Origin of the sequence: Pedobacter sp. FW305-3-2-15-E-R2A2, assembly GCF_038446955.1 — a bacterium.
Classification (GTDB): domain Bacteria; phylum Bacteroidota; class Bacteroidia; order Sphingobacteriales; family Sphingobacteriaceae; genus Pedobacter.
In genome coordinates this window covers 5,713,145-5,738,876 of record NZ_CP151803.1, presented here as the reverse complement: position 1 = coordinate 5,738,876, position 25,732 = coordinate 5,713,145, and the positions used below count along the sequence as shown (strand labels likewise).

Annotated in this window: 18 protein-coding genes and 1 tRNA gene; 8 read left to right on the top strand and 11 right to left on the bottom strand. The window is 42.3% G+C overall.

Annotation, left to right across the window (positions count from 1 at the left end):
• Positions 1–66: 66 nt before the first annotated feature.
• Both AAFF35_RS23150 and AAFF35_RS23145 read right to left on the bottom strand, forming a co-directional pair.
• A complete protein-coding gene (locus AAFF35_RS23150) occupies positions 67–2,442 on the bottom strand; it encodes an ABC transporter permease (protein ID WP_342328939.1) in 2,376 nt (791 codons plus the stop codon).
• Between the two features lie 157 nt (positions 2,443–2,599).
• Positions 2,600–5,071, bottom strand: coding sequence for a YfhO family protein (locus AAFF35_RS23145; RefSeq protein ID WP_342328938.1), 2,472 nt, complete (start codon positions 5,069–5,071; stop codon positions 2,600–2,602).
• Positions 5,072–5,220: 149 nt separating this feature from the next.
• Here AAFF35_RS23145 and AAFF35_RS23140 point away from each other — a divergent pair, with 149 nt between their 5' ends.
• The 3 genes from AAFF35_RS23140 to AAFF35_RS23130 all read left to right on the top strand — a co-directional run bounded on the left by AAFF35_RS23140 (position 5,221) and on the right by AAFF35_RS23130 (position 7,250).
• Positions 5,221–5,784 carry a Crp/Fnr family transcriptional regulator gene (locus AAFF35_RS23140; protein WP_342328937.1) on the top strand — a complete coding sequence of 188 codons (564 nt, stop codon included), beginning with the start codon at positions 5,221–5,223 and terminating at the stop codon, positions 5,782–5,784.
• Positions 5,785–5,898: 114 nt separating this feature from the next.
• Complete coding sequence (locus AAFF35_RS23135; protein WP_342328936.1) at positions 5,899–6,336, top strand: SRPBCC domain-containing protein; 438 nt, start codon at positions 5,899–5,901, stop codon at positions 6,334–6,336.
• 416 nt (positions 6,337–6,752) lie between these two features.
• A complete protein-coding gene (locus AAFF35_RS23130) occupies positions 6,753–7,250 on the top strand; it encodes an anthrone oxygenase family protein (protein WP_342328935.1) in 498 nt (165 codons plus the stop codon).
• Positions 7,251–7,291: 41 nt separating this feature from the next.
• Here the strand turns inward: AAFF35_RS23130 and ccsA are convergent, their stop codons facing one another.
• From ccsA to AAFF35_RS23110, 4 genes are all read right to left on the bottom strand, one after another.
• Positions 7,292–10,639 (bottom strand): cytochrome c biogenesis protein CcsA, encoded by a 3,348-nt coding sequence (gene ccsA / locus AAFF35_RS23125; protein ID WP_342328933.1) that lies wholly within the window; start codon positions 10,637–10,639, stop codon positions 7,292–7,294.
• Between the two features lie 174 nt (positions 10,640–10,813).
• On the bottom strand, positions 10,814–11,461 hold the full coding sequence (locus AAFF35_RS23120; RefSeq protein WP_342328932.1) for a nucleotidyl transferase AbiEii/AbiGii toxin family protein: 648 nt from the start codon (positions 11,459–11,461) through the stop codon (positions 10,814–10,816).
• Positions 11,462–11,468: 7 nt separating this feature from the next.
• Entirely contained in the window at positions 11,469–11,966 is a 498-nt protein-coding gene (locus tag AAFF35_RS23115; protein ID WP_342328930.1) for a plasmid maintenance system antidote protein, read from the bottom strand.
• Positions 11,967–12,066: 100 nt separating this feature from the next.
• Positions 12,067–12,138: transfer RNA gene (locus AAFF35_RS23110), tRNA-Arg, on the bottom strand.
• A 254-nt stretch (positions 12,139–12,392) separates the two neighbouring features.
• On the opposite strand from AAFF35_RS23110, the gene mgtE reads away from it, so the two are divergent.
• A complete protein-coding gene (mgtE, locus tag AAFF35_RS23105) occupies positions 12,393–13,766 on the top strand; it encodes a magnesium transporter (RefSeq protein ID WP_342328929.1) in 1,374 nt (457 codons plus the stop codon).
• Positions 13,767–13,831: 65 nt separating this feature from the next.
• Here mgtE and ychF read toward each other — a convergent pair whose 3' ends face one another.
• The gene (gene ychF / locus AAFF35_RS23100) at positions 13,832–14,926 is read right to left on the bottom strand and encodes a redox-regulated ATPase YchF (protein ID WP_342328928.1); all 1,095 of its coding nucleotides are present in this window, start codon (positions 14,924–14,926) and stop codon (positions 13,832–13,834) included.
• A 101-nt stretch (positions 14,927–15,027) separates the two neighbouring features.
• On the opposite strand from ychF, the gene AAFF35_RS23095 reads away from it, so the two are divergent.
• Positions 15,028–15,498, top strand: coding sequence for a hypothetical protein (locus AAFF35_RS23095; protein WP_342328927.1), 471 nt, complete (start codon positions 15,028–15,030; stop codon positions 15,496–15,498).
• A 75-nt stretch (positions 15,499–15,573) separates the two neighbouring features.
• Here the strand turns inward: AAFF35_RS23095 and AAFF35_RS23090 are convergent, their stop codons facing one another.
• The gene (locus tag AAFF35_RS23090) at positions 15,574–17,991 is read right to left on the bottom strand and encodes an outer membrane beta-barrel family protein (protein WP_342328926.1); all 2,418 of its coding nucleotides are present in this window, start codon (positions 17,989–17,991) and stop codon (positions 15,574–15,576) included.
• Positions 17,992–18,191: 200 nt separating this feature from the next.
• Between AAFF35_RS23090 and AAFF35_RS23085 the strand changes: the two genes are divergently transcribed.
• Together AAFF35_RS23085 and AAFF35_RS23080 are read left to right on the top strand one after the other, a co-directional pair.
• The gene (locus AAFF35_RS23085; RefSeq protein ID WP_342328924.1) at positions 18,192–19,205 is read left to right on the top strand and encodes a sensor histidine kinase; all 1,014 of its coding nucleotides are present in this window, start codon (positions 18,192–18,194) and stop codon (positions 19,203–19,205) included.
• A 48-nt stretch (positions 19,206–19,253) separates the two neighbouring features.
• Positions 19,254–19,988, top strand: a complete 735-nt coding sequence (locus tag AAFF35_RS23080; RefSeq protein ID WP_342328923.1) for a LytTR family DNA-binding domain-containing protein — start codon at positions 19,254–19,256, stop codon at positions 19,986–19,988.
• 6 nt (positions 19,989–19,994) lie between these two features.
• Here the strand turns inward: AAFF35_RS23080 and AAFF35_RS23075 are convergent, their stop codons facing one another.
• Together AAFF35_RS23075 and AAFF35_RS23070 are read right to left on the bottom strand one after the other, a co-directional pair.
• A complete protein-coding gene (locus AAFF35_RS23075; protein ID WP_342328922.1) occupies positions 19,995–20,684 on the bottom strand; it encodes an SRPBCC family protein in 690 nt (229 codons plus the stop codon).
• Positions 20,681–20,926 (bottom strand): hypothetical protein, encoded by a 246-nt coding sequence (locus AAFF35_RS23070; RefSeq protein ID WP_342328921.1) that lies wholly within the window; start codon positions 20,924–20,926, stop codon positions 20,681–20,683. Before AAFF35_RS23070 ends, AAFF35_RS23075 begins: the two co-directional genes overlap by 4 nt.
• A 173-nt stretch (positions 20,927–21,099) precedes the next feature.
• Here AAFF35_RS23070 and AAFF35_RS23065 point away from each other — a divergent pair, with 173 nt between their 5' ends.
• The gene (locus tag AAFF35_RS23065; RefSeq protein WP_342328920.1) at positions 21,100–22,521 is read left to right on the top strand and encodes an alpha-L-fucosidase; all 1,422 of its coding nucleotides are present in this window, start codon (positions 21,100–21,102) and stop codon (positions 22,519–22,521) included.
• Positions 22,522–22,581: 60 nt separating this feature from the next.
• On the opposite strand, the gene AAFF35_RS23060 is transcribed toward AAFF35_RS23065, so the two are convergent.
• Entirely contained in the window at positions 22,582–25,716 is a 3,135-nt protein-coding gene (locus AAFF35_RS23060; RefSeq protein ID WP_342328918.1) for a CusA/CzcA family heavy metal efflux RND transporter, read from the bottom strand.
• Positions 25,717–25,732: the final 16 nt, after the last annotated feature.

Below are 25,732 nucleotides of genomic sequence, written 5' to 3'. Positions count from 1 at the left end.
AAGCATTATCCCATTTTGTGAAAAACAAATGATTTTTATCGCCAGTATATTGTCACTGTATGGTGACTATTCATATTTTAAAGCATCTATCGCATTGGCTTTTGCAACTTTAAAGGTTTGTAAACTCACGGTTAATACCGAAATAAAAAGAGAGATCAGTCCTGCAATGAGGAAGGGCCAAATGGCGATGTCTATTTTGTAATCGTATTTACTGAGCCAGTTTTTTGCAAAGATATAGGCCAGGGGAAAAGCGATCATATTAGAGAAGATCACGAGCTTAATAAAGTCCTTATTCAGCAGGATCAGTATGTTTTTCAAATCTGCACCAAGTACTTTTCTGATGCTGATTTCCTTGTTTCGCTGTTCGGCCATATATAAAGCGAGACCTAACAACCCAAGGCAGGAGATCAGGATGGCAAAGCCACCGAAAATATTAGATAAGGCGCTGAGTAGTTTCTCGTTTCTGAGTTGTTCTTCCATCCCCTGACTAATGAATTTTAGTTCTGCCGGGTATGCCGGGTTCATGCGGTTGCTGATGGCCCTGATGAGCTGTGCAGATTTATTCAGGGGCTGCGAAGGATTCAGTCTCAACAACAATATCCGGCTTTTTGCAGGGTTAAAATAAAATAAGGTTGGCTTTGATTTCCGTCCAATTGCTTCGTTGGAATAATCTTTTACCACGCCAATGATGGTTAGGGGTGGGTTGTCTCCCCAGGTAATCTTTGTGCCAACCGGATTTTTAAGTCCCATTGTCTTTACGGCCTGTTCATTGACCATCACAGAGGTCGAGGTGTCTGCCACAAATTCAGGGCTGAAATCCCTGCCCGCAACGAGCGCGCTGCCTATGGTATTGGTAAATTCGTAACCTGTACTTCTGTAATCGATGACCGAATTGTCGTTCACCGCTTTTCCAGGCCAGCTGATTCCTCCGGTGATGCTTCCCCCCTCCGTAAAAGCAGAGGCGAATTCGGTTGCAGATACAATCGCGCCAGCTTTCTTTAATTCAGCTTTAAAAAGTTCCAGTTTCCCCGGTTTGGACCATTCTCCTTCGATATCCAGTTGTGCGAGGCTATCGCGTTCAAACCCCAGAGGTTTGTTTTTCATGAACTGAATCTGGGTATAAATTACGATTGCACAGATGATCATGCAGACCGAAAGGCTAAATTGTACGATCACAAGGACTTTTCGTATAGACATAGATGATCCACCCTTACCTTTAAAACCCTTCAAAACTTTTGTCGGACTGAAAGAGGATAAATAGAAAGCAGGATAGCTGCCAGCCAGCAGCCCGGTGATCGAAACCATGGCGACCAGTGTGGCCCAGAACAAATAAGAATAGTAATTGATCTGAATCTGTATGTCGAGCAGGTTGTTGAAATAAGGAAGAGAAATTTCTAAAAGTACAAAAGCGAGCAACATCGCTACAAAGGACAACAGCAGGGATTCCAAGATAAATTGTCCCATCAGGTTGAACCTTGAAGAGCCCATCGCTTTGCGGATACCTACTTCCCTGGCGCGTTTTTCAGAACGGGCAGTAGAGAGGTTCATGTAATTGATGCTGGCAATCAGCAAGACGCAAAAGGCAAGAAAAGCGAAGAGCTTAACCTGATCTATTCTTCCGCCGGTTACTTTTCCATTCTCAAATTCATCGTAAAGATGATGTTTGGAATAAGGAAAGAGAAAGGCTTCAAGGTCAGTATCTTTCTCTTTTGAGTAAATCAGCTTTCTTACTGCTGCATCTGCAGCGGCAAAAGTCTGTTTGTCCTTTAGTTTGATAATGGTTATGCAGGTGATGGTTCCCCAGCCATTTTCTTTTTCCGAAGGGTTTTCCTGTTCGAAAAGGGCCCAGGTTTGCAGAATGTCAAACTGAATACTTTGATTTTTTGGAAGGTCTTTTATGACTGCTGCAACTTTTAATGGTTTACGGTTATCCCACATCACGCTTTGTCCGATAGGGTTCTCATTTCCAAAAAGTCTTTTTGCAGTTGAGGAGGTCAGGAGTATGGAATTGGGATCTTTCAAAGCTGAATTGGCATCTCCATAAATGAACTGGTAATCAAATATTTTCAAAAAGGAAGGATCAACGGTAAGCCCTTTCAGTTTGAAATTGTTTTCCTTATGGCTAAAGAGCTTGTCTGGTGTTCCCATTGCAATCCTGGCGGCATTTTCAATGCCAGGGATGGTCTGTAAAGCAGTAGCAGCAAGTTTATTGGGTGTGGCTCTGGTGGTATTGAGTTTTCCGTTGATTTTTAGGTTAAGCCTGGTGAAATAAGTTCTGTCGACATCCGCAAACTGTTTGTCGTAACTCCATTCATAAGCCACATACAACAATAACATCAGGGCGCAGGCCAATCCAACGGCTAGGCCGCCTATATTAATTAAGGTAAATCCTTTACTTCTCCAAAGGTTTCTTAATGCAATTTTTAAGTTTATCCTGAACATGTGGTGTCTTTTTTTTCTGGGTTTTGCGAATTGTATGCCACCTTTGTTTTTTGGTCTAAGCACTTGATTTATGAGTACTTAAGGCAGTTTGCTGCAATTTACCTGTTCGGAAATGGACAGTAAGGGTGTACATAAACGCACATCCTTACTCAATTTTCTAAGCTATTGGTTTTTTCCTGATGATACTAAGTATGAGTGCTGCAATTAACGAGCCGACCAACAGGATGGAGGCAAGCAAGGAAATTCGCTCTCCCCAATAGTAAGATTTTGGTTCGAATTTAAAGACCAGTTCATGCTTTCCTGCAGGCAATACCGCTGCTCTTAAAATATAATTCGCTCTAAAGTAGGGGATTTCCTGCTGGTCCACATAAGCCTTCCAGCCTTTGCTATACCATATTTCAGCAAAGACCGCCATCGCCGCTTTGTTGGAGTGATAACGGTACACCAAATTGTCCGGATGGTAACTGATCAGCTTAATTTCGGATTGTGGATCAAAACCAGGTTTTTGCTGGTCGACCTGCGGTTGAAACTCCTGATGAATAAAAGCATCTTTTTTAGGGTCGAAGCTGCTGATCGCATTCATTTCCTCCTCTGCATTTTTGACGAAATTTACCTGAGGAACAAACCAGGCATTTCCACTGGCAGTGGGCCTTTGGATTGCCTTTTCTGAGATGCCTCTTGCCGTGTCTGGAACAATCAGGTATTTGGTGTTGAGCATATCGAGGATCGGCTCATTTATGGTTTTATTAAATTGCCGGTCCAGCATTTCCTGGTACCGCTGAAGCCTGGCAGAATGACGGCCGGCAATGGATTTATGAAAAATGGAAGGGGTCGCATCGCCAAGCGGATTGCCACGGGAAAGGTCAAATACCCGGTAATCTAAACTCTTATCTGTTTTGATCAGTTTGTCTACCGATCTCGGTTCAAAGTGGGAAGCCATCAGGTCTGCATCGATGAAACTACGGTCGTTCAGGTATCTTTTGTCAATTCCCCAGACATCGATCAGGATGACGAGGGTAAGGACCATAAATCCGATCTGCTGACTGATTTTCTTTTTTAAAATTAACCAGATTAATCCTGCCGCGATCAATATGAAAGCAAGGGACCTGAAAGCATCGGCTCTGGCTACTGAAATGCGGTCTTTGATCAGTGCATTACCTATTTCATCTGCAAAGGCCGGACTTCCCGTAACCTCATTGAGCTTTTGTAAGAGCTGTGGGTGAGCAGAAGAAGTAAAGCTGAAAAACAAGGTAGGGATGAGCAGAAACAATATTAAAAAGCCGGCCACGATATAGATAGATTTCAATAGGTTTTTTTGTGTCTTTTGCAGTTCTTCTTCCCCCTCAGTGGCTTTCTTTAAGGCCAGGAAACCCAGAATAGGGATCAGCAGGCAGGGAATGATCAGGGTAAACTCCACCGATCGGAACTTATTGTAGAGTGGAACGTAGTCGAAGAAAAGATCGGAAATCAGTGGAAAGTGCTTTCCAAAAGATAAAAACATAAACAGGAATGAAGCGGATAAAACCCACCATTTCATTTTATCGTTCAGCATAAACAGACCAAAAACACCTAGAAAGCAAACGATAGCCCCAATGTACCATGGTCCGGAAGTGGTAGATTTCTCTCCCCAATAGCTGGGTAATTGCTTGACAAAATCTTCTGCGCGATCTTGTGGTTGTCCGTTTTTTATCAGGGTGTTGACCACTTCAGATCCTTTAACTGGAATCTGCGTGGAGGTCGAACCCCCGTAAGCATCAGGAATCAGAAAAGTGATCATTTCACCTACACCCTGACTCCAGTAATAGGCATATTCTTTATCAAGGCCATCTTGTATGGGCTGATCGGCTTTGCTGAGGTTGGCTTTTCCACGAATAGATTCTTTTCCGTATTCGTAGGTGGTCCATAAGGTTCCGGCATTTACCCCAATGGCAATAATTGCTGCGGCTGCCAGATAAGAAATGGATTTGAAAAAGCTTTGTGTAGTTTTTGACTGAATGGCATGATAAAGTTCGAAGCCAACCAGGATCAATATGGCAATGAACAGATAGTAAGTCATCTGGATGTGGTTCGCCCTGATTTCTATGGCCAGGAAAAGGGCCGTCAGGGATGCACCAAGCAGGTGTTTCCCTCTTAATGTAAGGATGATTCCGGCAAGGATAGGCGCGAAAAATGCAATGGCGAATGCCTGGTTGGCGTGGCCTGCCTGAATCAAAATAAAGTTAAAAGAGGAGAAGGCAAAGGCAATCGCCGCCCCTGCGGCCAGCCAGGGCCTCAGACCTAAAACACAAAACAGGAGATAAGCACCTGCTAAATATAAAAAAACAGTGTCTACCGGATTTGGAAAAACGGTTTTGAAAAAGTTAACGACATAACTGCTGACATTAGAGGGGTATTGCACCCAGATCTGGAAAGCTGGCATTCCGCCAAACATGGAGTTTGTCCACAATGGTCCTTTACCCGTCTCGGCTTTTACCTCCATAATCTCTTTTGACATCGCTTGTGCTTCTATCACATCTCCCTGATAAAGGACCTTGTCTTGTAGTACAGGGCTGAGGTAGATCAAACTGATGGCGAGAAAAAGGAAAAGGATGAGCAGGTGAAGGTAGTTTCTTTGTAGCCAGTTTTTCATAATGGAGTCCAATTGATTTCTTGTTTATTGCCGCAATAATACAAAAATTAAAAGCTGTGTTTCTATAAGGATAATTGCTTGTCCTTTTTCGTGGGTATATTATTTGTATTTTAGTACTTCCGGATTTAACCCATTGGCAGAAGATAATTATGACAGAGCTTGAACAGTATGTAACCTCTTATTTCGGCATTTTGGAAGCAGAGGAATTAGCCGTGATCAGTTCTTTATTTAAGCCGGAAATATTAAAAAAAGGAGAATATTTTCTAATGACCGGGAAAGCTTCCGACAGGTTAAGTTTTATAGAAACCGGTATTTTAAGGATCTTTCTGGCAACAGAAAATAAAGAAGTCACCCAATGGATTTCTACGAAAGGATATTTTGTCACTGACCTCTCCGGATTCATCTTTGAAAAGCCTGCCCGATGGACAATTCAGGCATTGACAGATACTACGTTGTTTACCATTAAAAGAGAAGATTATAAAAGGATAGGGGTTCTAATGCCCAAATGGCATGAATTGGAAAAATTGTTCATTGCCAGGTGTTTTACCATTTTGGAGGACCGGATTTTTACCCACCTTTCTATGACTGCCGAAGAACGGTATGATCTGTTCTTTGAGCATCGTAAAAGTCTTTTCAATGAGGTTCCATTACAATATATTGCTTCTATGCTGGGAATGACGCCCGAAACACTGAGTCGAATCAGAAAAAAATAAATGTTCTTGATTTTTGTCAAGTAGAACTTACTGCTTCCTTCAGACCTTTGTCTTGTTCGCAGCTCAGGAAATTCAGCTCCTGTCTGCCGTCAGTTTAATAATCAAATCGTAAAGATGACAAAGGAAATTAAAACAGAAATCTTAATCAATGCAAGGCCGGAAAGTGTATGGGCCATATTAACTGCATTTGATCAATATCCGAATTGGAACCCTTTTATCAAGTCAATCAGCGGAGATCAGGCCGTTGGTACTCAGTTAGTGGTGAGAATTGAACCACCGGAAGCAACAGGGATGACTTTTAAACCAAAGGTTCTGGCATTCGAAGCCAATAAAGAATTCCGGTGGATTGGACATTTATTGTTCTCCGGGCTTTTCGATGGAGAGCATAAATTCGAGCTTATTGACCATGGAAATGGGACTACGACGTTCATTCAAAGTGAAAAATTCAAAGGCATTCTGGTTTCACTTTTCGCGAAACAACTGGATAACAATACCAGGCGGGGTTTTATGGAGATGAATGTGAAGTTGAAAGCCCTGGCAGAAAGGAGCTGATGGTTTTCACGATCCGGTCCTGAGCTCCTGTTAAAGTATGTTAAATCAATCCTGTAAATTCTGTTTTTTAGTTCTTCCCGAATATTTTTGGGAAACACACAAAACATGAACCTGATACCGGGTTCCATTTTAAATTAAAAACAGGAAATAAATGAAATGGACTTTTTTGATCATAGGACTAGTCGTTTTTGTATGGTGATTGGTCCTGGTTCCGTCTACGTAAGCACTGATTTTGTTGCTTTAACAGAACACCAGAAGAATAAACAAAAGGATAGTATTTACAGGGCGAGCGGCAGAATGTTCGCTTTCAAGTACGAAAAAGTGAAGGCTAAATAGCAGCCGGTCATCCGCCCTTGTCGGTTTTGTTCTATTTTATCTTCCGGAAGATGATTAACTTCAGCTAAAGATAAAATGAAATGGCTGATTTAATATTCCTCCTGACCGCAACATTAACGGCCCTCATAGCTGGGCTTTTCTATGCTTTTTCCTGCGCAGTAAATCCCGGCTTAGCCAAACTGTCTGATGAAAGGTATTTGGCTGCGATGCAGTCTATCAATAAGGAAATACAAAATCTATTATTCCTGAGCAGCTTTATGGGTACACTACTGTTCTTGCCAGTGAGTACCTGGCTACAGTTCAGGGTAGGAATAACAGATAGCTTTTGGTTATTACTGGCGGCAACATTCGTTTATACGATCGGTGTATTCGGGCTAACGATGTTTGGGAATGTGCCCTTAAATCAGGCCCTTGACCGGTTCAACTTATCATCGGCTGCTGCCAAAGAAATGGCCATACAAAGAGAAAGATTTGAAATTCCCTGGAAGAGATTCCACCGCATTCGTACGGTCGCTTCGGTTTTGACCGTGATGCTGGTGATCGCTGCGTTGGTCTATCGGACCGGAACCTCCGGGTAAAAGAAACGCCTATGCAGGTTTTGCATAGGCGCTTTTTTTATTTATTTGCTGACCTTTTTGGTATTCCTGGCCTGGTATCGTTTATAAGAAACTACCGCTAAAAGGAAGACGACACCCATGGTGATGTATACCCATGATGGGATGGGAACAGGATCACCCTGTGCATAAGAGTGTAAACCCGTCAGGTAATAATTTACGCCGAAATAAGTCATAATGATGGTCGAAAAGCTCAATAATGACAACAGGTTAAATAAATACTTGCTCTTTAGATTTGGAATCAGACGGACGTGCATGACAAAGGCATAAACGATCACCGATATGAAAGCCCATGTTTCTTTAGGGTCCCAGCTCCAGTAACGTCCCCAGCTTTCATTGGCCCATATTCCTCCTAAAAAGGTACCTATCGTCAATAGGAATAAGCCTACTGTTAAAGACATTTCATTTACGATGGTAAGCTCCGTTACCGAGGCTTTTACTTTGGCGCTGATCTTTTTGCTGTCGATGATGTAAAGCACCAGGACGACCATCCCCAACAGGGCGCTGAGGCCAAAGAAGCCATAGCTGGAAGTAATGATGGCGACGTGAATCATCAGCCAGTAAGATTTAAGCACCGGAACCAATGGGGTAATCTGTGGGTTCATCTGTGATCCTCCATGAGCAAATCCCATTAGAATTACCGCAATAAGACAACCTGCTGCGGGAATAAAAGCGTTGCTGTTTCTGTACATCAGTAAACCGGATAAGACGCCGATCCAGCTAATAAACAAGACGGCTTCATAACCGTTACTCCATGGCTCATGTCCGGAAATGTACCAACGTGCACCCAGGCCTACTGCCTGAAGTATGGCGGCAACACTGATCAGGATTAAGGTGAAAGTCACCAGCCTGTCCAGCATTTTAGAAGATTTAAATAGTTTGAAAAATGCCAGCGTCAGGATTACTGTTCCTAACAAAGCATAAGTGATCATGAGGTTCAGGAAGATGTTCCAGGAATTGTAACTCACTTCCCAGTTGATCTTTGACTGAGAAGGGACTACATCTTTCCCGAATTTAAGCTGGATGTCTTTGATGACATTTAACGCGATATTTGCGCCATCCCAGTTTCCGGATAGTGCTGCAGCCTTGATGCTTTTTACATAAGGGTCCAATGCACTGGATACGATCGATTTGTTGGAAGGATCGGAAGGAGGCATGGCAATCCAGGTATTATTGGTGTCGCCGGCAATCGGAAAGATGCGCAGGTACTGGCCATCAACCAATTGCTGCATGGCTTGTAGCTTATCATTAAGATCGATTACATCTTTATCATAGCTCCCCTGTTCAGCTGGTTTCTTTGCAAATGATTTCAGGTACTGTTCTTTTAACACAAATTCTAATGCGCCTTCCGGACTAATGGTCAATAAATTGATCATTGAGGTATAGCCCTCTTCATTGGCTTTCACTGCTTTTAGCAGTTCCGGACCGCCTTTCGAACCAACCTTTATAAAAGGAACATTCATCCATGTGAATGGCGAGCTGGAAACAGAAAGAAAGAACTGATTTGCGCTCAGGTTGTATAAATGGTCTTTGCGGTGTAGTTTTCTCAGGATTTCAAGGGCCATGGTATTGATGGGCTCAATTCGTCCGTCTATATTTTGTACCAGCAGGTATCCGAAGCTATCTGCATGGGCTTTGTCAATTTTAATGGACGCGGCGAACTCCTGCGCATTTGCATTTTTTGCACTTAAAAGCTTTTGTACATCTGCCATGTAATCCTGATCGTGGACATGTTTTGCAGGCTGGTCAGCATTGGCGGGGCCATGGTCATGACCGTCACCTTCAGTATGCACGTGGTCGTGTTCTGCCTGAGGCATCCCGGCAGCCGGCATAGGTGTTTTTCCATCGGTTCCATGCATGTCTATCTTCTGATCGGTCTGCTGACTGAAAGCAGCACCAAGGGGTAAGAACAACAGCAATAAGATCAGGGTCTTGGATTTGGAAATGGTCTTCAATTGCTCATTTAATTTAGAGAAATGTGTTCCCTTCCAGAATAAAGTCACAAACATACCAAGGAAAAGCAGGGTATAACCAATGTAAGTTACGTTGGTACCCCAGTAATCATGGTTCACAGAAAGTACGGTTCCTTTTTCGTCATCGTCGAAACTCGCCTGAAAGAAGCGGTATCCGGAATGGTCTAAAACATGGTTCATAAAGATTTTATAAGGGCGTTCGCCGGTTTCTTCCTGAATCATGACGTCGGAAGAGTAGGCCGCAGGACTGTTACTTCCCGGGTATTTTTCCATTTTAAAGTCGACCAGCTTAAGGGTAAAAGGAGATTTATATATTTTTGATCCGTAGGCTAAAGAGACTCTCAGTCCGCCGATTTCACTTTGATGCTGGAAATTGGTCATCCCTTTTCCTCCATAAAAAGAAACGGTGTCCTTTGCATTTGAAGTGGTGATCTCCAGTTTTACCAGGTCAGGATCATGTTCGTGATTTTTCTTATCTCCTTCAAAATAAGTGATGCGGCCTGGGATCGGGCCTTCGGGAACCACAAATGCCAAAGCACCAATGGTGTACAGACTTCTTAAATTGAACGCTTGTGGAGCGGTATTTCCTTCTACGGTTTTCTTTTCCTGGGTGGCCATCACCATGTAATTTCCCGGATATGGAGAAGTGATTTGCAAGGCGCCATTGGCATCCTCTATGTTAATGGTACCCGGAGTAGGCTTATTGTAGCTCACCAACATGTTCTGCATCAGCTGAACACTTCCTGAAGGAATGTATTTGTTCACTCTTTTGCCGTTTTCCAAGACCACCAGGTGTAGGGTAGGCCTGCCTGATGCTTCACGAACCAGGGAATCCTGAGCCCTTGCATAAAAGTCAATGACCTTCATCTTTACCCGTTCGCCATTGTAGTCGTATTCGGCTTTAAAAGTTTTTTTAAATGGTTTAAGATAGGTCGGAATATTGTTTGAGATCAGAATAGCCGGAACATCATCATAGGCCAATGCCTGATCGTCTTTTCCAATCTGTACTTTGAAAAAAGTAGCATCCGAAATGATTTCATTACTGGCTTCCCCTTCACGGATGTGCATAGATCCTTCAAAACTGATGTACCTGGTAATGTATCCGCCGATAAATATGACGATAAAGGCAAGGTGAAAGACCAATAGTGGCCACTTTTTACGTTGTGTAAGTTGATACCTTCCAATATTTCCGATGAAGTTAAGGACGAGGATCACCATTACGAGCTCAAACCACCAGCAATTATAAACCAATGCTTTGGCTACAGCCGTTCCATAATCGTTCTCCACAAAGGTGGCCATGGCCATGGAAAAAGCATATAACAAGAGCATGGCACCCATCGTACGGGTGGAGAAGAGTATTTTTCCTAAACTTTTAATCATTCTTATTTTTCTTATTCATTTTCAGCGCCTGGCGGAAAGGTAAAATTGCAAGGCGATGGATTTTTCCTAAACTTCGGCAAAGATGGTTTTGATAGGTCAGAAAAATAAGAGGATCTGAATTTATGGCAAAAATAAGACGAAACTACTGCTTTTTTCTTAGCAGAATTTGAGTCCTCAGTTTAGGTGACCAATTGCAAGCGCTATATCTTCCTTAATAAATATCCACTCCTTATTAAGTAAACAAATTGGGTCGAAATCTTCATCAGCAGCCTGAAAGTTTACAAAGTTTTTAAGAATGAGTTTTGGATCATGTGTCCATTCAAATCGTTGTCGATGTAAATCGGTCATAGTTTTAAAATCATACTGTGGCAAGAGCTCATGTAAATCCCAAAAATCTTTTTTCCGTCCACCACGTTGAATAACATCTACTTTCATCGCAATAATTTCTTCCACCGTAGCCAATCTTATTCCATCACATTCAGTTGCATCCTGAAAAAATGGATCCATAGAATAATAAACATCGAGCTTAATTGCCTGATCAGAGCTACTGCCAATCAAATATGATTTTCCCATTCCAGGATTGCCTCCAAAATCACCCGCGACGTATTCAAAACTGGCACGTAAATAATGATCAATTGCATCAAAATCAATTGATCTATAAGTTGCATCGGTAAACAGATCAATATCAACTGAAATTCTATGTCCCAGGTGCAGACTTAGTGCCGTACCCCCAACCAGTCTGAATTCGCGAAATTCACTAGCTTGCATTAATTTAAGTAATATATTTCTTAGTTCATCACTAACCGTGTTCCAGTAAAGCATATCGATATTATTTGTTTTGCCTGAATAAAGCTAATTTACTTGAAACAGACGTGCTTCCGATAACCTCTTTCACTTTCTCCGTGCCATAAAAATCGATAATAGCTTGTTTTTCACCGGAGTCTCCACGTTCAAATATCCTTGTGATGATTGGTTTGTATTGCTTCTCCCAATCAAGTTTATTCATATCTGTATCCCAAAAAAGAGCTTTACGAAAGAGATTCAAATCTGGATGACGATTAATCTGTTCTTTCAGTTGCTCTGCTTTAATCGTATAATAAGCCTGCAGAATGTACATCGTTCCTTCTTCCAGACCAAGGGCGCGGTCTATTTTTAAAGATACTTCGGGAGTAAGGTTACGCCTACCCTTTGTAATATCGTTAATCGTTTGAGTATACTCTGGCAATGAAAGTGCAAACGGGCGCTTCTTAAGTTTTCTTTTCTTAAGCTCACGGTCTAATATCAGGCCGGGATGGATACCTTTATATTTTTCCAATGACATTTCCATATACAAATATAAACAAATTTGTTTATAAACGATTTGCTTGTCGAAAAGCCGGAAATTATGGAAAATAAGAAAGCCTTAGATTTCTCTAAGGCTTTCTTTGTGCACTCGAAGGGATTCGAACCCCCATCATCAGAACCGGAATCTGACATTCTATCCATTGAACTACGAATGCTTGGTTTTTCAAGATTGCAAATCTAGGAAACTATTCCGGATAATAAAATGCTTATCATCATCCTTGTGATAAATCTCTTAAAAGAGATGAAAAATACCCGATTTTAGCAAGGGGAATTATATTCCCTTATTAAGGCAGTTTTTCAAAAATAAAAAAGCACTTTTGCAAAAATGAAACCATGGCAGGAAGATGGCTTCATAAGGGGTAAAGAACAATTGTAATGGTGATGAAAATCATGTAAAGAAAAGGCGTTTATGGAAGAAATGATTGTTGAAGAAATCGTAAAGCTCTTAGAGCAGGAAGACAATGCACAATTGAAGATATATTTGGATGACCTGAATATTTCAGATGTGGAGCATTTAATAGACGAACTTCCCCAACACGCAGTCACATTTATTGATACGTTGTCCATCAAAAGGGCCGTAAATGTTTTCAGAATCCTAGACTTTCCAACTCAGGAAAGAATCATTAAAAAACTTCCCGGAAATAAACTTGCAGAGCTGATTAACCTGCTGCCTCCCGATGACCGTACTTCCCTGTTCAGTGAGCTGAAAGGTGATGCCGTGAAAAAGCTGATCATTCTGCTACCTGCTAAGGACAGGGTCGAAGCACTTTCTTTGCTGGGCTATGAAGAAGACAGTGTGGGAAGGCTGATGACGCCGGATTATGTCGCAGTAAAGAAAGACTGGACGGTATCCCGCGTACTGGCACACATCAGGCGTTATGGGAAGAATTCAGAGACCATTGATGTGATCTATGTGATCGATAAAGATGGGGTGCTGCTGGACGACATCAGGATCAGGGAAATTCTCCTGGCAGATCCGGAAGCTAAAATCGGAGACCTGACAGATCAGCGTCTGATCGCCTTAAAAGCAAATGACCACCAGGAAGAAGCCATCAATATTTTCAGAATGAATAACCGGGTGGCATTACCCGTTGTAGATGATTATAATGTATTGCTTGGTATTGTAACTGTAGATGATATTCTATGGATTGCAAACGAAGAGTATACAGAAGATATGCACAAAATAGGGGGTACTCAGGCATTGGATGAACCCTATTTAGACATGCCGATTTTCGGTTTGTTTAAACGAAGAATAGGTTGGCTGGTGGTACTTTTCCTTGGAGAAATGTTAACTGCAACGGCCATGGGACATTTTGAAGCCGACATTGCGAAAGCAGTAATCCTGGCGATGTTTGTTCCGCTGATCATTTCCAGTGGAGGAAATAGCGGTTCGCAGGCTTCTACTTTGATCATCCAGGCGATGGCCTTGGGAGAGATCACGGTAGGCGATTGGTGGAGGGTCATGAGAAGGGAGCTCATTTCAGGGCTGATGCTCGGGATTGTACTGGGTGCTATCGGTTTCCTCAGGATCTTTGTCTGGACCTTCTTTACCACGATGTATGGACCACATTGGGCATTGATTGGCGTTACCGTAGGTGTCGCACTGGTTGGCGTAGTTTTATGGGGATCATTGGCAGGCTCTATGCTTCCGCTGATTTTAAAGAAACTTGGTGCTGACCCTGCAACCTCCTCTGCTCCTTTTGTAGCAACACTGGTTGACGTAACGGGTTTGATCATTTATTTCTCTGTTGCAGTGATGTTCCTGACGGGAGTGCTGCTCTAAAAAATAACTTAAAAAAGAAAGGCCGGATGATCACTCACCCGGCCTTTCTTTTTTAATACGTATGATTATACGTTGAAGCGGAAGTGCATGATGTCGCCATCTTCCACTACATATGTTTTACCTTCGACACCTAATTTACCGGCATCTTTACAGGCAGCCTCTGAACCCAGGGTTACAAAGTCAATATATTTAATTACTTCAGCGCGGATAAATCCTTTTTCAAAGTCAGTATGAATTACACCGGCAGCTTGTGGAGCGGTAAATCCTTTAGTGATCGTCCATGCCCTTACTTCCTGAACACCTGCAGTAAAATAAGTATATAGGTCTAATAAGCGGTAAGCAGCAACAATCAGCTTGTTTACACCAGACTCGGTAAGACCAAGATCAGCTAAAAATTCCTGACGTTCTTCGTAACTTTCCAGCTCAGCAATTTCTGATTCTATTTTCGCAGAGATCACCAATACTTCAGCGTTCTCGTTTTTTACGGCTTCTTTAACGCGGTCAACGTAAGCATTTCCATTGATGACAGAGTTTTCATCTACGTTACATACATACATTACCGGTTTTTGGGTTAATAGGCCCAGGTCCTGAATGAATTCAAAATCTTCCGCTGCAACAGCTGCAGAACGTGCCGATTTACCTTCTTCAAGGTGTGTTTTGATGATGCTTAAGATGTCGAAAGTTCTTTTGGCTTCCTTATCGGTCTTTGCCATTTTCTCTACTTTCTGAATACGTTTGGTAACGGTATCCAAATCTTTCAGCTGTAATTCAGTATCAATGATTTCTTTATCGCGAATAGGGTCAACGGAACCATCTACGTGGATCACGTTTCCGTCGTCAAAACAACGCAATACATGGATCACGGCATTTGTAGCCCTGATATTACCCAGAAACTGGTTTCCTAAACCTTCCCCTTTGGAAGCACCTTTTACCAAACCTGCAATATCCACAATCTCAATAGTATTGGGAACAATACGGTTTGGCTGTACCAGTTCGGCCAATTTAGTCAGCCTGTCATCGGGTACAGTAATTACGCCGATATTAGGTTCGATTGTACAGAAAGGAAAGTTAGCCGCTTGAGCTTTTGCGTTCGATAAACAGTTAAATAAGGTGGATTTTCCAACATTTGGTAAACCAACTATACCACATTGTAATGCCATGAATGATATTTTTATAGTTTTGGCGCAAAGCTACCAATTTTTTAAAAATAATCTTTATGTTTAGGGTATCTAAAAAGTATTTAAAGATTAACACGATCCTTATGGAAGATTTCGAAGAAAAAGAACCCCTTGAAGCAGAAAATGAAACCCTTATAGTTACCGAAGACATCCGCAGCTATATTTATGAGACGGCTAAATGGGCTAAATTCTTATCCATTATTGGATTTATTTTTTGCGTATTGATTATCATATTCGCATTTTTTATGCCTTCTGTAATTTCCGCGATGACCACCATGGGCGGTCAGTCGCCTTTAACTCAGGTGGCTCCGGCAGCCATTACTGTAACCTATTTATTCATTGCACTCATTTATTTTTACCCGAGTTTGATGTTGTTTAAATATGCTACTGCTGCGCAAAAAGCAGTCCTGTTTCTGGATCAGCTGAGCTTAGGTGTAGCGATGAGTAAAATGAAGTCGTTCTTTAAGTTTTGGGGAGTACTGACGATTGTAATCCTCAGCTTTTATATCGTTGGGATTTTATTCGCTGTTGTTGCGAGTATTGGGGTCAGCTAAGCAATTGCTAAAGCTTTCCGATAAACAAGGACAGCCGGCAATAGCCGGCTGTTCTTGTTTTAAAACAAAGGGTGTTTAATTCTTAACCCTGCTTTCCTCATCGGCAGTGCCGGTACTTCTTGTCCTCGCATTTTTAACTTTCATGTTGCCAAATTTGTAATTCAAAGTCAGGTTAATTTTGCGGCTTTCCCATTGGTTTTGCCAATAGGTGTCTACATTGTTATAGCGCAGATTAGCCCTGAATTTATTGGTGTCAAAAACATCATTGAGCTTTAAACTGACAGTTGCTTTTTTGTTCATAAATGTTTTTCTGGCCGAAACATTCATTCCATAATACTCCAGCGACCTAAATAGCCCGGATACGGAAGGGGAGCCGTAGTAGAAGGTATAGGTCAGCTGGAGGTCTTTAGGGAGGGTGAAAGTCTGTTCAGAGTTCAGCGACCAGCTGAATTTATGACTGTCATAGCTTCCGCCCTGTACAGCCGATTTTACGTCATCATAGGCAATAGAGAGTTCTGTATTGTTGTTCCACCACTTTGTCAGGTCAAAAGGACTTCCGGTAGCGAGGTATAGGTTTTGAGACTTGCCAAGGTTTTCATTTACACTGATGCTTTCTTTAGTCTGGTCATTTTGATAAATTACAGGAAAGATCACATCTGTACTTTTAGCATAACTCAACGTAAGGACCCTAAAACTTTTAATGTGGTAATTGAGTTCCATATTGTTGGAAAATGAAGGCAGTAGCAATGGATTACCTTTTAAGGCAGTGTAAGGATCGGAATAGAAAGCAAAGGGGTTCAGGTCGGTGTAGGATGGCCGGTTGATGCGACGCGCATAACTTCCCTGAATCTGATGGTTTTTATTGACCTTCCAGGAAGCGAAAAAGGTAGGGAAGAGCTGCCAGTATTTACGGTCTATCTTTTCTTCGGTACCGGAAGAAGCTCCTTTTCCAAGTGTTTGCTCTGCCCGCAATCCTGCTTTAAGTTCCAGCTGTTTAAAGGACTGGCTGAAGGACAGGTAAAGGGCATTGATGTTCTCCCGGTAAACAAATTGATTGGTACGTTTCGGGTCGTTTATCCATGCGGATGTTTTGAGGGAATCGAACCGTACGTCATTATTGGTCTTTACCCAACTGCTTTTATATCCCGCCTCTGCTTTAAGTGTTTTTGACAAGGGATGTACATAATCTATTTTAACCGCGTAAATGTTCACATCCCCAAATCCTTTGTTTCTCAGATTGATGATGTCCCCGGTCCTTGCTCCCGAAGCATCAAAATAACTGTTGAAATATTGTTCCGTTTTAGAGTTGTCATAGTTGACCTGGTCGAGGTCAAAACCCAGCTCCCTTCCGGCAGTGTCTATTTTAAAACGATAGTTCAGGTTAATGGCATAATTTCCTGCGGTATTGTCCTGTGGGTTTTTAGAATCCACGCTTCCCATTTGTTGGTTTGCCGCATTGTAATTCACTGAACGACTCTCACTATTAGTGGTATAGGGAGCGGCAGAACCTTTCCATAATACACCAACCGTATGCCTGTCGTTGATAAAATAATCAGCTCCTGCCGAATAATTGCTGCTTTTGGTAATCGGATGCCAGAAATTACGCTGGTTAAATTGTTCTTCTCCAATCTTACGGTTCATGGTCAGTTTGTTAAAGGAGTTGTAATAGCCATAACTGAACCGGGCATAGGTACTGATTTTTCCAATATTGTAGTTTAAATTGGTACCACCATATCCTTTTCCATATTCGCCATATCCTGCGCCGATATTTGCAGTCCCGTTAAAGCCTTGTAATTTGTTTCTTTTTAATTTGATGTTGATGATTCCGGCAGATCCGGCAGCATCAAAGGAGGAAGGAGGGTTAGAAATCAGTTCCACTTTACTCATCACATCGCCAGGTAAAGATTTCAGATAGGTACTCAGTTCCAGTCCGGACATATAGCTCATCTTACCATCTATCATGACATTTACCCCGCTTTTGCCCTTGAGGATAATGTTATCATCTTTGTCGAGTTTAATCCCGGGTGCTCTTTTTAGCACATCTAATGCATTGTCTCCTGCCGTATTCATTTGCGCTACATTCAGAACCGTACGATCTGCGAGTTGTTCAATTAAAGGTGTTTTAGCAATGATCCCTACTTCTTTTAGGGTCTTTACCGAGCCGTTTAATTTCAGGGCAGGTAATACCATTGCGATGTTGCCAAGGTCAAAGGTTTTACTCTGAGTTCTTTCATAACCTATTGCAATCACTTTAATGAGGTAAGTTCCGGGTTTGATGTTTTCAAATGAAAATATTCCTTTTTCATTGCTCATGCTAAGGCCTGCTCTTGTGGAATCCAGCAGTTGGATCAATGCAACAGAAGCAAATTCAATGGCTTTGCCGTCTGTTACGCTAAGAACGCTGCCGCTTAACTTGGAACTTTGGCTAAAAGCGCTGACTTTGATCAGTAATAAAAATAAGAAGGGAAGAAGAAATTTTAAATGGTTACGCATGGTTGTTTGATTGTTTCCTCAAATGGACTCAATATGCGCTGATTCTTAAATTAAATGATCCCAACCCCCTGAAATATGATGCAAACCGTTTAAATCTGATAAAGCAGTATTCGTCCGCCAAAAGGGAGGGCTGGCGTAATTAAAGATAGGGTTGGGATAAGAAAAATAAAATAAAGAGTGACTTTGATTAGTTTTATGGCATGAATAAAAAAAAGCAGGTGCTCATACATATCCTTTGCTGGACGCTGTTGTTGGGCTATTATTACATCGGCGATATCATCAATAACAATTGGCGTGATGAGGTATGGCATTTTGATGTGACCATAAATTTTCTACATATTGTAGAATTTTACATCTGCTACCTTTGGGTATATCCCTGTTATCTCCGTAAATCAAAAATTCCACAGCTGATAGCCGGGGTTGTGTTCACCATGGCGGTCTTTATTTCCATGCGTTATCTGTTGGAAGAAGTGCTAAACCGACATTTTTTTGGATTTGGCAATTACAGTCAAAATACCACCGTCTTATACTACATCCGGGATAACCTGTATTTTGGCACTTCCTATATTGTCATTGCGGCAGCGGTTTGGAGTACTCAAAATGCGTTCAAAAATGAGAAAATGAATCAGCAGCTTAGAGTTGAAGCTGAAAAAGCAGAATTGTCATTCCTTAAATCTCAGATCAACCCTCATTTTTTATACAATACCCTGAATTATATCTATTCCCTTGCCCTTCCTGTTTCGGATAAATTGGCCGCAGCGGTGATCAGGCTTTCTGACCTGATGCGCTATACGCTCACTGAAAGTCCCGATGGCAAGGTCAGCCTGCTCAAAGAAGTCGATTATCTGGAGAGTTATGTGGAGTTGTTTAGAATGCGTTTTGATCCGCTTTTCTACGTCAATTTTGAGGTGGAGGGCATTAATGATCAGCAGCGTATGGCACCATTGTTACTCATCCCATTTTTAGAAAATGCCTTTAAACATGGGGTATTGAACGATCCGGAACATCCCGTCCGCATAACGATCAAAGTAATCCGGCAGGAGCTGAAAGTGAGCGTTTTCAATAAGATTAACCAGAACCAGAAAGACCATTCCAGTGGGATCGGTTTGATCAATGTACAACGAAGATTGTATTTGATTTATCCCGGTAAACATGATCTGGAAGTCCAGAATGATGGGAAATCCTATCAGGTTAACCTGAGAATTGAACTATAGTTTATGCGCTATATTTAATGAATATTTTACCACTAAAAAAAATAACTGATGATTCGTTGTATTGCCGTTGATGATGAGGCTTATGCCTCTGAGATACTAGCCACACATATTCGTAAACTGCCATTTTTAGATTTGATCGCAACAACGACCAACGCATTTGAAGCTTTGACCATGGTGCAGGAAGGTAAAGTGGACCTGGTATTTCTGGATATACAAATGCCTGAACTGACGGGAATTCAATTTCTGAAGATCTGCGGACATAAATGTAAAGTTATCCTCACCACTGCTTATCCTGAATATGCATTGGAGGGATTTGAACACAATGTGATTGATTACCTCCTGAAACCCATTTCCTTTGAACGTTTCTATAAAGCGGTTCAAAAAGCAGAACTCTTATTTCATCCGCCTGCCCCGGCTATAGAAAGCGAAAATATGGCCTTACTTCAAACGCCGACTGCAGGAACCGATTACATGTTTATCAAAGGAGAAAGCAAGAATAAGTTTATCAAAGTCAGTTATGATGATATCCTTTATATCGAAGGACTGAAGAACTATATCTCCATTTTTACGGCAGAAGAGCGCATCATCACTTATTTAACTTTAAGAGAAATGGAGCTCTACCTGCCTAAAATCAGGTTCTACCGCGTTCATAAATCTTATATCGTCGCCATAGATAAAATCCGGATGATAGATGGCAATTCCATCTTTATTAAAGAGAATATCATCCCGGTAGGAGAAACCTATAGGGACGAATTTTTTAAGGTGATCCGCGAAACAAAATAGCTGTTTTTAGGTGTATACAGGCGTTCTGTTTTCAATGGTATGTTTGAAGCTTTTTATTTCTTTTTTTAATAACCCTTCCAGATAGGGATTCATGAGTTTAGCCAGCCCAATACCTACACCACCTGCGGGAGGACGATAAGATAGCGTTACTTTTAAAACGGTACTCTGCCCGTCTGATCCGGGGGTAAATTCTACTTTGCCTACATGATGGATCAAAGCCCCTGCAGCGGATTGCCAGCCGATAAAATGGCCGGGTTCATCCTTTACGATTTCTGCATCCCAGTCAATTGAGAATAAACTTCCCATTACATTGGATTTCCAATGGGATAGGTTTTCATCAATCACCTTGACATCCAACAGATGCCTGATGCTCCCCGGAAGGTTGTTCAGGTTTCGCCAATAGGTATAAACTTCTGAAGCAGGTTTTTCAATCTCAAATTCACCCCTGATATTTACGGCACGGGGTCTTTTGGCATCGATGCCCAGCTGTTCATACAGCAGACACCTCCCTGTTGCTGCACGGTAGGCCATGTAAGCACCATATAAAAACTTAGCCTTGGATGGTCTTCTTAATCCCCAGCTAATTAATGCGCCACTCAGAAACATAGAGACCATCCGCTCCGACCATCCTATGTTTTCATACTGGTGCTTCTCAATAGAGAACCTTCCAGACCGTAGTTTCAGGTGTGTGTTCATATCGTTAGTTTGTGTTTAATTGCCTTTCCGATTAGTGTGACGGCTTGATGGTCCAGTTTCCCCCAGAGCTGCTCCCAGCTGCCATCGGTTTCTTCTCTCAATTGAGTGATGGTATTGCCCGACAGGTCGCAGATAAAGTACGGAGCGCCATCGCTGGTTTCATCGGGTTTTACCGTAATCTGTGTATCTGTCCCATCTAAGGTGACGAGTATCTCAAATTCTTCAGGATATGAATTTTTCATCTTTGGCTGGTTTAGTTTGCAGATATAACAACAAACAAAGTCGCATTGTGTTTGTGTTTATATCAGCGGCAGGCCAAAATCATTTAATTTAATGACAAAAGAAATGAATTTCCGACGGCTAATATGTTGCAATTTTAAAACTCCAATGCTAACCACAAACGAACCTTTATTGTATGAAGAAGTTATCAATGCCTTTATTATTTTCCTTTTTGCTAACCACGGGCGGGTTTGCACAAAAGGCACCTGCGCCATTTGGTGCAATCCCAAATAAAAACCAGCTGGCCTGGCAAGACATGGAATATTACATGTTCATCCATTTCGGACCCAATACTTTTACCGATAAAGAATGGGGACATGGAGATGAAGACCCTAAAATCTTTAACCCTAAAAAACTGGATGCCCGTCAGTGGGCAAGGACGGCAAAAGCAGCAGGGATGAAAGCCATTATCATTACGGCGAAACACCATGATGGTTTTTGCCTTTTTCCAAGTAAATACAGCACGCATACCGTAAGGGAAAGTGCCTGGAAAGATGGAAAAGGAGATGTGCTGAAAGAGCTTTCTGCAGCTTGTAAAGAATATGGACTGAAGTTTGGAGTATACTTATCGCCATGGGACCGCAACCATCCTAAATACGGTACTTCTGAATACAATCAGATCTTTGCCAATACCCTCAAAGAAGTGCATACGCAATACGGACCAGTCTTTGAACAATGGTTTGATGGCGCTAAAGGTGCGAATGAGAAAGATCAGGCCTATGACTTTAAACTGTTTAACAGTGTGGTCCGTACCCATAATCCACAAGCGGTAATTTTTAGCGATATAGGTCCTGATGTCCGCTGGATGGGAAATGAAAGAGGTGTTGCCGGAGAAACCAATTGGGCAACTCTTAATACAGATGGCTTTGGTGTAGGAGCAGCGGCCCCGGCATCAGCAGTGTTAAATACCGGAAATGAAAATGGTAAATACTGGATCCCTGCGGAGGTAGATGTCTCGATCAGACCAGGATGGTTTTATAGTGCTTCAACAGATAATAAAGTGAAAACCCTGGAAGAGCTGATGTCTATTTATGAGAGTTCAGTGGGTCGCAACAGCAACCTGTTGCTGAACGTTCCGGTAGACCGTGATGGATTAATTCATCCAACCGATTCCACACGGTTAATGGAATTTAAGAAAGCCATTGATGCGAGTTTTAAAACGAACCTTGCCAAAGGGAAGAAAGTTCTGGCCAGTCATACAAGAACAGGGAAACAGTTCCTTGCGCAAAATCTGACAGATGGAAAGACCAGCACTTACTGGGCAACATCCGATCAGGTAAAAACAGCTGCTTTAACCATAGACCTCGGAAAAGCAACGGAATTGAACCGCATCGTTCTTCAGGAATATATTGCCCTGGGACAACGCATCAAATCCTTCTCCGTGGAATACCTGGATGGAAAAGCATTCAAACCTTTATTACAGCAAACTACGATAGGTCATAAAAGGATTCTTTCTTTCGCCACGATAAAGACGACTAAGATCAGAATCAATATACTGGAGGCAAATGCAGGTCCGGTGCTGTCGGAAATAGCGGTGTATAAGGCGCCGGACTTATAGACATCGAAATAAATACATAGATATATCAATGTGTTGATATATCTATGTATCAATAAATCTTTACGCCTCTGGAATCACCGATTGTAAATGATTTACCTTTTTCTGATAGGCCCAGTAAAAGACAATCGGATAAACAAAAAGGTTGAATAGAGTATTGGTAATCAATCCTCCGATCACTACAATAGCTAAAGGTTTTGAGGCTTCAGAACCTATTCCTGTAGATAAGGCTGCGGGCATCAGTCCAATGGCCGCCATCAGGGCAGTCATAATTACCGGACGCATTCTACTCGCTACCCCATCTTTTATCGCATCGGCAAAACTCCAGTCCGGCCGGTGTTTCAACTCGATAATATTGCTCTTAAACCTGGTGATCAGGATCACCCCGTTTTGTACGCAAATCCCAAATAAGGCAATGAAACCAATTCCGGCAGAGATGTTGAAATTAATTCCTGTAGCCAGGATCGCTAAAATTCCACCCACCATTGCAAAAGGCACATTGTTCAGCACGAGTAAGGAATCCTTGATGTTTCCAAACAATACAAAGAGGATGAAGAAAATGAGCAGTAAGCTAATGGGTACAGCCTGTGATAACCTGCTTGTTGCCCTTTGCTGATTTTCAAAATCTCCTGCCCATTCCATTTTATATTCCTTAGGTAATTTGATCTCTGCTTTTACCTTAGCCTGGGCCTCCGCAATTACACTGCCCATATCTCTTCCTCTGATGGAGAATTTAATGGCGCCATATCTCTGGTGTTTATCACGGTAGATCATGCTCGGTCCGGTAATCTTTCTGATGCTGGCAATTTCTCCCAATGGAACCTTCGCACCGGCGAGGGTTGGGATCCTCAGTTTGGCAATTGAACTTTCATCTTTTCTGAAATCTTCCGGATAGCGGATGATCAGGTCGAACTTCCTTTCCCCTTCATAAATCTGGGTAGCGGCCTTACCTCCAATGGCCATTTCAATTACCGCATTTGCATCGGCAGTACTCACTCCATATAAAGCCATTTTCTTTTGATCCAGATTGATCTGTAGTTCCGGTTGCCCCAGATTCCTTAGAATTCCTAAATCTTCGATACCCTCTACCGTTTTCAGAATCTTCTCTATCTTTTCTTCTTCTTTCTCTATGAATTTGAAGTCGTTACCAAAGAGCTTGACTACAATGGAGCCCTTAACTCCGGAAACTGCTTCTTCCACATTGTCGGAGATGGGTTGCGAGAAATTCAGGCTGATGCCTGGGAAAGTCTTCAATTTTTCCTGCATGCGCTCAATCAGCTGCTCTTTGGTTTCCTTTCGTTTCCATTCCTTTTTCGGATAAATGTCTACATGAAATTCCATATTGTAAAAGCCGGTTGCATCGGTTCCATCATTCGGTCTTCCGGTCTGCGACATCACCTGTTTTACTTCTTCAAAACTTAAAAAGATCTTTCTGATGTCGTTGGACAGTTTTTTTGTTTCATCCAGCGAGATGCTCAATGGACCGGTTGCCCGCACATAGATCGAGCCCTCATCCAGGGTAGGGAGGAACTCGGTTCCCAGGAACTTAAAGCTGAACAAGCCCAGTACCAAAACCACTATAGATACTCCGAATGCCAGTTTTCTGAATTTAAAACAAACATCAAAGAAGCGGATCACATGTTTGGTCAGGAATTCCAGAAAGATGTTGTGTTTCTCTTTCACATTTTTCCGCAGCAAGACACTGGCCATTGCCGGAACGAGGGTAAAGGTGAGGAGCAGGGCACCCAATAGCGCGAAGCTTAGCGTCCAGGCCAGGGGAGAGAACATTTTTCCTTCTACCTTTTCAAAGGTAAAGATGGGCAGCAGTCCGGTGATGATGATCAGCTTGGCGAAGAAGATTCCCTTTCCGTTTTCTAAACAGGCTTTTTTGATCAGTCCGAGTTTGCTTAACCTGTTGAATTTCTCCATGCCTGTCTTTTTGGCTTTATGGTCAAGAGCCACAAATATGCCCTCGACCATGACCACCGCCCCATCGATAATAATTCCAAAGTCAATCGCTCCCATGGAAAGGAGGTTGGCCGACATGCCCTTTAGTTTTAGGCAGATGAATGCAAAAAGCAGTGCCAGTGGAATAATGATGGATACAATTAATGTCGTACGCCAATCGGCCATAAACAGGAATACAATCAGGGTCACGAAAATAATCCCTTCCATCATATTGCCCATCACGGTGTGTGTGGCATAGTTGACCAGGTCCTCCCGGTCGTAAAAAGGATTGATCTTTACATCTGCGGGTAAAATGTTCTCATTTACGTCTTTGATCTTTTCCTTGAGTTTGCTGATCACCTCGCTTGGATTTTCTCCTTTGCGCATGACCACGATCCCTTCCACCACGTCGGGATCGTGATCGCGGCCTACCTGTCCTAACCTCGGTAGGGCCGACTCTGCGACATCTGCAATGGTTTTAACGTATACCGGAGTCCCGTTAAAGTTATCCACTACCACATTTCTGATTTCATCAATATTGTTCAGGATTCCGATTCCACGAACCACATAGGCCTGTCCGCTTTGCACGATCACATCCCCGCCAACATTGATATTGCTTTTGGAGACGGCTTCAAATAATTCCGTAGCACTTACGCCATATTGTATGGCTTTCTGTGGGTCTACGGTAATCTGGTAGGTCTTTACCTCACCGCCAAAGCTTACCACATCGGCAATGCCGGGCACCGACAACAGCTCCCGTTGGATCACCCAGTCCTGCAGGGTTTTTAACTCCCTCACCGATTTCTTGTCACTGCTCAATGTATACCTGAAGATCTCTCCTGTGGGCCCATAGGGTGGCTGTACCTCCGGCTTTAGGCCCTCAGGCAAATCTGCTTCAGCAATATGGTTGTTCACCTGGACCCTTGCAGCTGCATAGTCTACATCGTCCTCAAAAGTGATTTTTACGATAGATAACCCGAATAAGGAAGAAGAACGGATACTGGTTCTTTTCTCAGTTGGGTTCATGGCAATTTCCAAAGGCCTGCTCACAAACTTTTCTACCTCTTCGGCACTTCGGCCCGGCCATTGGGTGATAATGGTAATATTGGTATTCGTTACATCAGGGAAAGCCTCAATGGTGGTATGTTTAAAACTGAGGTAGCCCGCCAGAATTAAAATAAAAGTGGCAAAGAAGATGAAGTATTTATTTTTTAACGAAAAGCCGATGACGGTCTTAATGAATTTATTCATTACAGCTGTTTTTTGA